The organism is Roseibium sp. Sym1 (assembly GCF_027359675.1).
Classification (GTDB): Bacteria; Pseudomonadota; Alphaproteobacteria; order Rhizobiales; family Stappiaceae; genus Roseibium.
The window spans coordinates 5,124,742-5,136,607 of record NZ_CP114786.1 but is presented as its reverse complement, the minus strand read 5'-3'; the positions used below and the strand labels follow the sequence as shown (position 1 = coordinate 5,136,607).

9 protein-coding genes are annotated in these 11,866 nt (G+C 60.2%); 3 read left to right on the top strand and 6 right to left on the bottom strand.

Features of this window, described 5'->3' with window-relative positions; all coding sequences use genetic code 11:
* The first annotated feature begins 144 nt into the window (after window positions 1-144).
* Complete coding sequence (locus O6760_RS23925) at window positions 145-1,791, top strand: peptidase domain-containing ABC transporter (RefSeq protein WP_269582163.1); 1,647 nt, start codon at window positions 145-147, stop codon at window positions 1,789-1,791.
* Window positions 1,788-4,004: a peptidase domain-containing ABC transporter gene (locus O6760_RS23920; protein ID WP_269582162.1), complete on the top strand. Its 2,217-nt coding sequence runs from the start codon at window positions 1,788-1,790 to the stop codon at window positions 4,002-4,004. Before O6760_RS23925 ends, O6760_RS23920 begins: the two co-directional genes overlap by 4 nt.
* Before the next feature lie 36 nt (window positions 4,005-4,040).
* Here O6760_RS23920 and O6760_RS23915 read toward each other — a convergent pair whose 3' ends face one another.
* From O6760_RS23915 to eutB, 6 genes are all read right to left on the bottom strand, one after another.
* The gene (locus O6760_RS23915) at window positions 4,041-4,808 is read right to left on the bottom strand and encodes an SDR family oxidoreductase (RefSeq protein WP_269582161.1); all 768 of its coding nucleotides are present in this window, start codon (window positions 4,806-4,808) and stop codon (window positions 4,041-4,043) included.
* A gap of 175 nt (window positions 4,809-4,983) precedes the next feature.
* Window positions 4,984-6,351 carry an aspartate aminotransferase family protein gene (locus O6760_RS23910; protein WP_269582160.1) on the bottom strand — a complete coding sequence of 456 codons (1,368 nt, stop codon included), beginning with the start codon at window positions 6,349-6,351 and terminating at the stop codon, window positions 4,984-4,986.
* Window positions 6,352-6,383: 32 nt separating this feature from the next.
* Window positions 6,384-7,880: an NAD-dependent succinate-semialdehyde dehydrogenase gene (locus O6760_RS23905; protein ID WP_269582159.1), complete on the bottom strand. Its 1,497-nt coding sequence runs from the start codon at window positions 7,878-7,880 to the stop codon at window positions 6,384-6,386.
* Window positions 7,881-7,972: 92 nt separating this feature from the next.
* The gene (locus tag O6760_RS23900; RefSeq protein WP_269582158.1) at window positions 7,973-8,488 is read right to left on the bottom strand and encodes an Lrp/AsnC family transcriptional regulator; all 516 of its coding nucleotides are present in this window, start codon (window positions 8,486-8,488) and stop codon (window positions 7,973-7,975) included.
* A gap of 14 nt (window positions 8,489-8,502) precedes the next feature.
* Entirely contained in the window at window positions 8,503-9,498 is a 996-nt protein-coding gene (locus O6760_RS23895) for a cyclodeaminase (RefSeq protein WP_269582157.1), read from the bottom strand.
* On the bottom strand, window positions 9,488-10,495 hold the full coding sequence (eutB, locus tag O6760_RS23890) for a hydroxyectoine utilization dehydratase EutB (RefSeq protein WP_269582156.1): 1,008 nt from the start codon (window positions 10,493-10,495) through the stop codon (window positions 9,488-9,490). Before eutB ends, O6760_RS23895 begins: the two co-directional genes overlap by 11 nt.
* A gap of 184 nt (window positions 10,496-10,679) precedes the next feature.
* Between eutB and O6760_RS23885 the strand changes: the two genes are divergently transcribed.
* Window positions 10,680-11,864 (top strand): M24 family metallopeptidase, encoded by a 1,185-nt coding sequence (locus tag O6760_RS23885; protein WP_269582155.1) that lies wholly within the window; start codon window positions 10,680-10,682, stop codon window positions 11,862-11,864.
* Window positions 11,865-11,866 lie beyond the last annotated feature (2 nt).

Below are 11,866 nucleotides of genomic sequence, written 5' to 3'. Positions count from 1 at the left end.
CTTTTTAAACCCGAACCGAACAGTTTGAACGAGTAGCTACTTGATTCTGGCCAATTGATGCTGAGTTCGGTTTTTTCATCCTTCTTCCTGCCCCGAATGCGGGTAAGGCACTCGCCGAGCGGAAAGTGGATTTCCTCTCCCGGATTGCCGCGTGATGTTGTCATTGGCTCCGTCGTCGCGAACGTCATGAGCCTGGCGATGCCGCTCGCCATTCTTCAGGTCTATGACAGGGTGCTTCCCAACGCTTCAACCGACACGCTCCTGGTGCTCACACTCGGTGTTTCCGGAGTGCTGATCGCGGACGCCTGTATCAAGATCGCGCGCGCGGCAGTTGTTGGACGTCTGGGCGCCGGGTTCAATCACCAGGCGCATACGGAACTGTTCCGGCGCGTGCTCAATGCCGAACCGTCCCAGTTCTCCAAAACCCCGGTGTCCGTGCAGGTCCATCAGCTTCGGTCGCTGCAATCGATCGCCGATCACTATGGCGACCAGGGTCGCCTGCTTGCGATCGACCTGCCGGCCGGCGGGATCTTTCTCGCGGTGCTGATATTCATTGCCGGTCCGCTTGCGCTTGTCCCTGTATGCCTCCTGGCAGTCTTCATGCTGTTTGCCCTGAACCGGAACCGGGAGCTGCAGCAGGTCGTTTCGGATCGTGCGGATCAGGACGACCGCAAATCCGATTTTGTTCTGGAAGTGCTTTCGGGCGCCAAGACCGTCAAGTCACAGGCGATGGAAGCCTTGATCATGCGGCGTTTCGAACGCTTGCAGAGAGTGACCGCCGATCTCAGTGCCAGATACATGCGCCTGTCCGGTCAGGCCCGTGATGCTTCCTCGTTGTTTGGAACCCTCACCACCGTTTTCGTCGTCCTTTTCGGTGCCCTGATGACGATCAATGGCAACTTCAGCATCGGCGGCGTTGCCGCCAGCACCTTGCTTTCGGGGCAGTTCGTGCAACCGTTTCTGCGCGCCATCAACCAGCTGACCGACATGCAGCGCCTGAAACACGATTACAGCCAGGTCGAGGACCTGTTCGAACTGCCGGAGGTGCCTGTCCAGAAGCCCCTGCCGTTTGAAACGGACGGGTCGATCCACCTCGACAACGTGACCGTCGAAGTTGGCGACAACGGACGTCGCGTGCTCCAGGACATCAACCTGTCCATCGAACCCGGACAGTTCGTAGGCTTCCGTGGAGCGGACGGCAGTGGAAAATCCACACTCATGAAGCTGCTGACGGGCGAACTTACCCCCACGTCCGGTTTGGTCACCATCGGGGGCCAGCAATACGACGAGGACCACCAGCAAGATTTGCGCAAGAGCATCGCCTACGTTGACAATCAAACCGCCATCTTCAACGGCACAATTCTCGAAAACATCACCATGTTCGGCGCGGTGTCGGATATCAACCATGCCCGCATGGCGGCCAAGCTGATCGGGCTGGAAAAGGAGATCCACCTTCTGCCACGCGGCTATGAAACGCAGCTTGGCTCCGATCTCGGCGGCAAGGTGCCGACGGCAACCCTGCAACGGATTAGCATTGCCCGGGCGCTGGCCGGCGAACCCAAGATCCTGATCCTGGACGAAGCCAATGCCCAGCTCGACCAGCAGGCGGAGAAGGGGCTGATCGATGCCCTGATGCGACTGAAAGGCTATCTGACGGTTGTGATCATTTCGCATAGACCTTCCATGCTCGCCGTCGCCGATCGCCAGTTCGAATTGAAAGACGGGCGGCTTTGCGCCCTTGACGATGCCTCCAGACCCGGCAATGACCGCAAAGCGGGGCAGTCGGCGTGAGCAGGCCTCTCTTCAATCTCGATGGTGTCCACATCGGTGAAAATGCGGTTCACCGCCAATGGCAGGACCTTTCCGAGGAACTCGAGCCGGGGACTGACCAGGACAGTTCTTCTGGTCAGGGCGCCGGCGACATGGCGGCCGCCGAGCGATGCCTCGTACCGTTGCTGCGGGAAATGCGCTGGCAAGGCAACGATCGGCTGCTGTTTGAAGCCATGCCGCATTTCGATCGGGTTGAAACCCTGCAGCAGCTCAGGACCGTCCTGACCCGTCTCAACGTCCGGACGGAAGCCTTTCACGGACGCGTGGCGGAGCTCAATCAGGCGCACTTCCCGTGTCTGCGCGTCACCGAGGATGATGTTCAGGTCATCGCCGGAAGGGCGGAAACAGGTGATCTGCGAGCCTATTCCGGCAAAGACAACGAGGCGATCATCCTTGCTCCCGCTAAGGTATCCGTCAGCGAAATCTACCTGGCGTTTGAAGACAAGGACGAAACCGGCCAGACCCAGAGCAACCGAAGCTGGTTTTCCTCGGTTACCCAACGTTTCCGGACAAGCATCTTTTCCATTCTCGCGCTCGGTTTCGTACTCAACATTCTTGCGCTTGGCCCCCCGCTGTTCATCATGGCGATCTATGACAAGGCAATGGGGGCCAAGTCCACGGAAGTGCTGATTACCATGGCAGTGGGCATCGGTATCATTCTCGTTTGCGAAACCGCACTCCGGCGGACAAAGACCTGGCTGCAGTCCTATCTGGGTGGACGGATCGACGCGATCGTGGGCAACAAGACCTTCGAGCGGATCCTGCATCTGCCGTATTCCATGTTGTCAGAAGCGCCGATCGGGACCCAGGTGATGCGCCTGCGCTATTTCGACAGCGTACGCGACATTTTCCAGAGCTCGCTGTTCAACGCGATTGTCGATATTCCGTTCACGATGATCTTCATCCTGGCGATTTTCCTGATCGGCGGTCCGGTCGCCTATCCGCCGCTGGCCCTGCTGGCGATCTATGTACTGATGGCCGTCTACGTCCTGCCCAAGGTCCAGCGCGAAGTTGCGGCGGTGGGAGAACAGAAATCGAAACTCAACAGCTTCATGATCGAGACGTTCCGCAACCAGCGCGCGCTCAGGAACCTGTCGGTGGAGGGCATCTGGCTTGACCGCTTTTCACAGCTCTCGACCCAATTCAACAAACTCAACATCCACGCCCGCAACATAACCCACGTGCTGCAAACTGTGTCACAAACACTGATGACGGTGTGCGGCGTGCTTGTTCTGGGCATCGGTGCCATGCGGGTCATGGAAGGCGAGATGAGCCTTGGCGCCCTGATCGCAACCATGGCACTGAGCTGGCGCGTGCTGAACCCGATGAACCAGGCCTTCCTGAGCATCACCCAGCTGGCACAGAGCCGGACGGTCATCGAGCAGATCAACAATCTGATGCAGGTTCCGCTTGAGCGGGAGCCCGGCCATTTGCCGAAAATCGCCCGCGATATCAAGGGTGACTTGAAAATGACCTCGCTGGTCCTGCGCTATCCGGGGGCAACCGAAGCATCGTTGAAGGGCCTGGAACTGACCGTCAAACAGGGCGAGCTGGTTGCCATCACAGGTCCGAGCGGATCCGGCAAGACAGCACTCTTCCAGTCCATCATCGGTCTGTTTCAGCCGCAAGTCGGCTCTATCCTGTTCGACGGTCTCGACGTGCGCCAGCTAGACGCGGCCGAATGGCGCGCCTCCATAGGCTATGCCCCTGACGATCTCGACTTTTTCTATGGAACGGTGAAGCAGAACTTGCTCATGGCGGACCCGGGCGTGAGCGATTCCCGGCTGATCGAAGTCACCGGCCAGCTCGGCCTGCTGTCCTATCTGGAAGATCATTTCGACGGGCTGGAAACCCGCCTGAACGGTGAAGTCCTCAAACAGATCCCCGACAACATGAAACAGCGGATCGTCCTTGCCAGGGCCTTCGTAAAAACCGTGCCGCTCTATCTGTTCGACAATCCTGGCACTCACCTCGATTTCGAAGGGGACAAGAAATTCATGGCCATGATCGAGGCACTGAAGGGCAAGTCAACGGTCATCATCAACACCCAGCGCCCAAGCCACATGAAACTGGCGGACAGGGTGGTGGTGATGAAATCCGGCCAGATTGCAATGATGGGAACACCGGACCAGGTGGTGCCTGCCTTGATGGGCCAACCCGCCAAGGCAGGTTGAGCACCCGCGGGTTCGGGTGCGCAGTTCCTGACCCGATCACAGGACCGAGGTCATCCCTCCGTCAACATAGATGATCTGCCCCGACACATAATTCGACGCATCCGAAGCCAGGTAGATGGCCGTGCCGGCCAGTTCGTCCGGCGCTCCCCAACGGCGCGAAGGGGTCCGCCCCACGACCCAGGCGTTGAAGTCCCGGTCCGCGATCAGCGCTTCGTTCATGTCGGTCTCCATGTAGCCGGGACCGATGGCGTTGGCCTGTATCCCCAGCGGGCTCCATTCGGCTGCCATGGACTGGGTCAACAACTTGATACCCCCCTTGGAAACCGAGTAGGGCGCGATCGTTGCGCGGGCGACCATGGACATGACCGAGCCGATGTTGATGATCTTTCCGGAGCCCCGTTGGCTCATCCGGCGTGCGGCTTCGCGGCCGACAACAAAGGCTGCCGTCAGGTTGACGTCGAGCACGCGCTGCCAGTCTGCCGTTTCAAGGTCGAGCATCGGTTTGCGAAACTGGATCCCTGCATTATTGACGAGAATGTCGATCGAGACGCCGTCGGCGTCGAACCGGTCAAAGGCGGCCCTGACCGCGCTATCGTCGGAAACGTCGAAGGCTGCACAGGTTACGTCAAGACCGCTTGCAGCCAATGTATCCGCTGCTGTGGAGAGCCTGTCCTCGTCGGTGCCGTTAAGCACGATCCTGGCACCGGCTTGTCCCAGCCCTTCGGCAAAGGCGCGGCCGAGCCCCCTGGAGGACCCGGTGACAAGCGCTGTTTTCCCGGTCAGGTCAAAGAGTTTGAGAGACATAGACTTCCTCGGATCTTTCTCGAAAAGGAACATACGGGCACGCAGACCTTACAAGTGAACACGCCGACAGGGAAAATTTGTTTGAGTGGTCATCCGTCAGCCAGAAGGCGCAACCGCGCAAACGAAAACGGCCGCCCTGGGGCGACCGCTTCCTGAACCTGATGGTCTCACCGGATCAAAGCACGGATTTCACCGCTTTTTCCGTGGCGGAAACCACCTTGTCGATCTCGCTTTCCGAGATGCAGAGCGGCGGAGCAAAACCGAGAATGTCGCCCTGGGGCATGGCGCGGCCGATGACGCCTTCCTTCAACAGCGCACCGGCGATCTGGGGACCGGTCTTCGCGCCCGGATCCAGATAGGTTCGGCTGTCCCGGTCGGCCACGAATTCAACAGCGCACATCAGGCCTTCACCGCGAATATCGCCGACATTGGGATGATCACCGAGCGCATCCACAAGCGCCTTCTTGAAATAGGCTCCGGTCGAACCGGCATTGGCGACAAGGCCGAGCTGATCGATCAGTTTGAGATTGGCAACCCCGGCGGCGGCGCCGATCGGGTGCGCCGAATAGGTCCATCCATGACCGATCGGACCGAACGCGTCGGTGCCGTCTTCAAGAACCTTCCAGACCCTGTCGGAGACAATCGAACCCGACAGTGGCGCATAGGCGGAGGTCAGGCCTTTGGCGATGGTAATGAAATCCGGCTCGATGCCGTAGTGGGCGGACCCGAACATGGTGCCCAAACGGCCAAAACCAGAAACAACTTCGTCCGCGATCAACAGGATGTCATGTTTTTTCAGAATCGGCTGGATGGCATCCCAATAACCGGCCGGCGGCGGCACGATGCCGCCGGTTCCGAGCACAGGCTCGCCGATGAAGGCGGCGATCGTGTCCGCACCTTCGCGTTCGATCAAGGCCTCCAGTTCAGCCGCGCAATGCGCAACGAAGTCGGCTTCGGACATGGACAGGTCCTCCCGGCGGAAATAGTCCGGGGCGATCGTGTGCAGCACCGTGTCCAGCGGCAGGTCGAACTTCTTGTGGAACAGTTCCAGGCCGGTCAGCGAACCGGTCATCAGTCCGGACCCATGGTAGCCACGCCAGCGCGAGATGATCTTCTTCTTTTCCGGACGGCCGAGGATGTTGTTGTAGTACCAGACCAGCTTGACGTTGGTCTCGTTCGCATCCGAGCCGCCCAGACCGAAATAGACCTTGGACATGTTGTCCGGCGCCCGGTCGAGAACCATCTTCGCTAGGGTGATCGATGCCTCGGTGCCGTGACCGACATAGGCATGGTAATAGGCAAGTTCCCGGGCCTGTTCGGCAATCGCGTCGGCAATTTCGCTACGGCCGTAGCCGACGTTGACGCAGTAAAGACCGGCAAAGGCGTCGAGAAGACGGTTTCCGTCCCGGTCCTCGATGAAGACGCCACTGCCGCCGGTCACGATCCGGCTCGGGCTTTCGCCGCGTGCATGCTGGGCCAGATGCGTAGAGGGATGAAAGAAATTTTCCCTGTCCCAGGCATCCAGTTGGTCGTTTTTCAGCATGATGTTTTCCTTCCAGTTGAGGGCAGGGCGGCTCAGCGCCAGTCCCTGCAGACAAATTTGATTTCGGTGAAAGCTTCAAGGCCAAATCTGGCGCCTTCGCGCCCGAGACCCGATTGTTTGACGCCGCCAAAGGGGATCGGGTAGCCGGTCACCTTGGTGCGATTGACGGCAACCATGCCGTATTGCAGTGCCCGGCTTGCCCTGTAGATGCGGCGCGGATCCTGGGTGTGCAGGTAGGCTATGAGACCGTATTCACTGTCATTGGCCCGGTCGATCACTTCGTCTTCCGTGTCGAACGGAGCGATGGCAGCAACCGGACCAAAGGTTTCCTCCCGAAAGATGGCGGCGTCGGCGGGAACGTCGGCAAGAACCGTGGGTTCGTAGAAGAGCGGCCCGGCCGCGTGTCGCTTGCCGCCTGTCAGAAGCTTTGCCCCGAGGTCCAGGGCGTCCTTGACCTGCGCCTCCTGCTTGGCAACCGCGCGCTTGTGCATCAAGGGTCCGATATCCGGGTCGTCCAGGCCGGCGCCGACAGTAAGATCCGCCGTCCTTTGGGCAAAAGCTGAACAGAAGACGTCATAGATCGGCCTTTCGACCATGATCCGGTTGGCCGCGAGACAGTCCTGGCCGGACGTCGCGAACTTGGCCGCGATCGCCTGCTCGACGGCATGATCCAGATCGGCGTCCGCGAAGACGATGAAGGGAGCATGTCCGCCAAGTTCGAGGACAAGCCGTTTGACCGTGTCGGCGCTTTGCCGGTAAAGCAACCGGCCGATTTCGGTCGACCCGGTGAAGGAGACGGCGCGCACCCGCGGGTCTTCCATCCACGGCGCGACGATCTCGGGCGCCTTGCCGGGCAGAACGTTGAAAACGCCCGCAGGCAATCCGGCCCGGTCGGCAAGTTCCGCCAGAGCCAGCGCGGAAAACGGCGTTTCTTCAGATGGATGTACAAGCACGGTGCAACCGGCTGCCAGCGCCGCGGCTGCCTTGCGGGTGATCATGGCGCAGGGAAAATTCCACGGTGTGATCAGGGCAGCGACGCCCAGAGGTTCACGCCAGACTTCCATCTCCGCGTCCGCCAGGTGTGACGTGATGCTTTCGATGTTCGGCCGTTTAGCTTCTTCGGCGTAAAATTCGATGAAGGAAGCCGCGTAGTCGATTTCACCGCGCGCTTCGGAAATCGGCTTGCCCTGTTCCCGGGTCATGATCAACGCGAGGTCTTCCTTGTTCTCAAGGATCAGCGCGTGCCATTCGTGCAGATAGCGTGCCCGGTCCTGCGGCAACAGGCCGGCCCAGGCGCGAAACGCCTTGTCCGCCTTGCCGATGGCGTCATGCGCCTGCGCGCCCGTCAGCCTGGCGACGTCGCCAAGCCAGCTGCCATCGGCGGGATCGGTGACCGAGAAGACCGAACCATCCTCGGCATCCATCCAGCGTCCGTCGACGTAACCGAAACTGCGCACGAGGTGCCGGTTTTCGATCTGACGGAACAGGTCGGTGGCGAGCGGAGCAGCTGCGAGAGACAGGTTTTGCATGGCGAAGCCCTTTGTGTTGTCTGGGCTCTAGCCTAGGGGCGATGCGGGGAACGAAATGACCAAACTTCCCTGGATGAAGACGGCAATCGTTCCTAATCCATGCCGTCTTCGTCGGGTTCCGTTCCCAGGAAGCCGGCCATCAGGTTTTCCAGGGGAGGGGCTGCGCTCTGTTTCACCGGCTTGGTCACCACATAGGTGAAGTAACGAACCACGCTGAGCTCCCGGTCGAGCAGCCCGTCAATGAACCGCTGGTAGGTATCGATGTCCCGGGCAACGATCTGCAGCAGGTAGTCGAGCCCGCCACCGATTGCCCAGCAGGAAACGACTTCGTCGCAATCCCGGATCACCCGCTCGAATTTCTGGAAATATTCGGCACGGTGATGTTCAAGCTCGATTGTGACGAAGACCGTCACATGGGGCGCCAGGTTTCTGAGGGAAATGTCGGCCGAATATCCCTGGATGACACCAGCCTTTTCCAGCCGTTCCAACCGCTTCCAGCAGGGGCTCGGGCTTAGGTTGATACGTTTGGCGAGATCCGCTTTCGAGATTCGTCCTTCCCGGGCCAGAACATTCAGGATTTCCAGGTCTCGCTTGTCGAGTTTCAGCATGAAGACCTTCTCTGTCAGGCGAGAACGGTGGTGCCGGCGTTCGCCCGCCGGACCTTGCCGAGCGCCAGGGTGGCAATCGCCGTATCCTGAACCCCGGTTCCGGTCAGGTCACAGACCGTAATGTCATCGTCGGACTGCCGCCCGGCCGAGGCGCCGGAAATCACGTCGCCGAGTTCCCGGACATTCCCGGTGCCTGCGAGGAGGCCCGTCTCCAGGGCACTGCGCAATTCCCCCATCTTTTCGCACTGGCTGATCCGGTCACAGATAATGGCATCCGCAACAGCGAGGATCTTGGGATCCAGTTCGTTCTTGTCTTCCTGGTCCGAGCCCATGGCCGTAATGTGGAGACCGGGATGCAGCCAGTCGGCGCTCAGGACCGGGTCCCTTGCCGGTGTCGTGGTGATGACGAGCTGGCTTTGCGCAACCAGGTCCGCCGGTTCCGGGCAGGCGGCAACGTCGATCCCGAGAGTCGTTTTCATCTCCGCGGCCAACAGACCGGCCTTGTCGCCGTCGCGCCCCCAGATCAGGGCCCTTGCGGCGGGGCGCACCTTTGCCGCCGCGATCAGCTGCAATTTCGCCTGGACACCGGTGCCGAGGATACCGATCGTATCGACGTCCTGCCGTGCAAGGTGCCTGGCGGAAACAGCTCCGGCGGCGGCCGTTCGCACGTCCGTCAGGTAGCCGTTGTCAAGAAAGACCGCATCGACCAGGCCGGTTGTTGACGAAAGCAGAACCATCAGGCCGTTGAGGCTCGGCAGGCCGAGTGAAGGGTTGTTGAAGAACCCGGGCGACACCTTCAGTGCGAATCCTTCCAGGCCCGGTACATAGGCGGTCTTGACGTCAACTTCCGCGTTGGCCTCCGGCAACGCCATGGACAGGACCGGGGGCATAACGACCTTGCCGGTGGCCAGTTTTGCAAAGGCTTCCTCGACACAGTCTATGACCTCCAGATCGAGATGCACCGTCCGGCGCAGCTCCGCCTCGGTCACAAGCTTGATCTCATGCGCCATAGGAGGTTCCCTTCAGGTGATAGTCGCCGAGCATGATGTCCTGGCCGGTGACGACTTTCGTGAACTGGCCCATGTCCACATTACGGCCTGTGATGATCGTGGCAACAGGTCCGTCCAGCCCGGTCAGTTTTCCGGCGAGGCAGGCGGCGATGCCGACAACGCACGCTCCTTCGGCAATGTGGCTGTCTTCGTAGTAGAGCACCTGCATCGCACGGTAGATTTCTTCTTCCGTGACCAGGATCACCTCGTCGAGAAGATCGCTGCACATCTGGAAGGACAGCTTGTTGTCGAGCCCGATGCCGCCGCCAAGGGAATCGGCAAGACTGGCAACTTCCTGCACCTCTACGGGGTGCCCGGCATCCATCGATGCCTTCATCGCGGCGCCACGATCCATGGTCAGACCGACCACTCGTATCTTCGGATTGATGGTTTTGGCGGCAAGAGCCACACCTGCCGCCAGACCGCCCCCGGACAACGGCACGAGCAGGGTCTGCAGACCGGGCAATTCCTCGAGAATCTCGAGCCCGATCGTGCCCTGGCCCGCAATCACGTAAGGATCGTCGAACGGCGAGATCTCCGCGATGCCATCTGCCTGCGCCAGTTTCTGGCATTCGGCCAGCGCGTCGTCCTGACTGGTGCCGACAATGCGCGCCTCGGCGCCAAGAGCCCGGATGCCGTCGACCTTGGTCTGTGGCACAAGCGAGGACATGCAGATGACCGCCTTCAGACCCAGCTCGCGCGCCGCATAGGCGACGCCTCGGCCATGATTGCCCGTCGAGCAGCAGGTCAGCGTAATGGTACCATCGGGAACGTTCAGGGCCGCATTGGTGGCGCCCCTCAGTTTGAAGGCACCCGTCGGCTGCATCGTTTCCATCTTCAGGAAAAACGGCACGCCTGCCACCGAACTCAAGTGAAGGGACGGCACCAGCGGCGTTCTGGTCACTTTGCCGGAAATCGCCTTCTGCGCCGCCAGGATGTCCGCGAGCGAGAGTTTCATGAATGTCCTTTCGGTCCGCAACCTGGCGGCGATTCCAATCGATCCGCGCATCTCTGCTGCATCGCTCAATTGTGTACAAATAGGCTAGTGACGTTCATTTGACTCGTCAACAACGAAGATTTTTCTTGCAAGATCCCCTGAAGATGATGTCATTTGTATACAAATATGGCAAAGAGGAGCGAGCATGCCTGGTTTGGATTTACCGTTCACACGCGCCGAGTATGACCGCCGGCTCGGCCTGATCCGCGATGAGATGAGCGCACGCGGACTGGATGTCCTGTTTCTTGAAGACCCCTCGAACATGGCCTGGTCCACGGGGTATGACGGCTGGTCCTTCTATGTGCATCAGGGGGTCATTGTCTTCCTGGATGAAGACCCGATCTGGTGGGGACGGCGCCAGGACGCAAATGGGGCCCGGCGGACCGTCTGGATGTCCGATGACCGGGTCTGCGCCTATGCCGACAATTTCATCCAGTCCTCCCATCGCCACCCGATGCAGGATCTTGCGCGACTGCTGTCATCCAAGGGCTATGCCGGCAAGCGTATCGGCGTAGAACTGGAGAATTACTATTTTTCGGCCAAGGCCTATCTCACCCTGTGCGAAGAGTTGCCGAACGCGGAATTCCTGGATGCGACAAGCCTGGTCAACTGGCAACGCGCCGTGAAGTCCGACGAGGAACTCGTCTTTATGCGCAAGGCGGCGCGCATATCGCAGAAGATCATGGACGGTGTGTTCGAACGGGTAACGCCCGGTATGCGCAAGGCGGATCTTGTTGCCGAAATCTATGCGGATGCCATTCGCGGTCTCGATGACGCCTGGGGAGACTATCCTGCCATCGTTCCGCTGCTGCCAAGCGGCGCCGATGCCTCCGCGCCGCACCTGACGTGGGACGGCCGCTTCATGCAGGAGGGCGAGGCGACCTTCTTTGAACTTTCCGGCTGTTTCCGGCGTTATCACGCCCCGTTTTGCCGGACCGTCTTTCTCGGAAAACCTCCGCAATACATACTTGACGCCGAAAAGGCGCTGGTCGAGGGGCTGGAGGCGGGCCTCGAGGCGGCGCGGCCGGGCAACACCGCCGGCGACATCGCCCGGGCACTCGCCAAGCCTCTGGAAGCGGCCGGGATTGAACGAGGCGCGCGTGCCGGATATCCGATCGGAATTTCCTATCCTCCGGACTGGGGCGAGCGCACCATTTCGATCCGTGACGAGGACACGACGGAGCTGCAACCGGGCATGACGTTCCATTTCATGCCGGGTCTCTGGATGGACGGCTGGGGCCTGGAAATCACCGAAAGCATCCTGATCCGCGACGGCAGCCGGGCCGAATGCCTGTGCAACCGTCCGCGCGAACTCTTCGTGAAGACCTGAGG

Excerpts from the sequence above, each read along its gene's own strand:
- O6760_RS23895 (WP_269582157.1), bottom strand. The coding sequence starts at position 9,498 with ATGGCGCATGAGATCAAGCTTGTGACCGAGGCGGAGCTGCGCCGGACG.
- O6760_RS23910 (WP_269582160.1), bottom strand. The coding sequence starts at position 6,351 with ATGCTGAAAAACGACCAACTGGATGCCTGGGACAGGGAAAATTTCTTT.
- O6760_RS23915 (WP_269582161.1), bottom strand. The coding sequence starts at position 4,808 with ATGTCTCTCAAACTCTTTGACCTGACCGGGAAAACAGCGCTTGTCACC.
- eutB (WP_269582156.1), bottom strand. The coding sequence starts at position 10,495 with ATGAAACTCTCGCTCGCGGACATCCTGGCGGCGCAGAAGGCGATTTCC.
- O6760_RS23885 (WP_269582155.1), top strand. The coding sequence starts at position 10,680 with ATGCCTGGTTTGGATTTACCGTTCACACGCGCCGAGTATGACCGCCGG.
- O6760_RS23900 (WP_269582158.1), bottom strand. The coding sequence starts at position 8,488 with ATGCTGAAACTCGACAAGCGAGACCTGGAAATCCTGAATGTTCTGGCC.
- O6760_RS23905 (WP_269582159.1), bottom strand. The coding sequence starts at position 7,880 with ATGCAAAACCTGTCTCTCGCAGCTGCTCCGCTCGCCACCGACCTGTTC.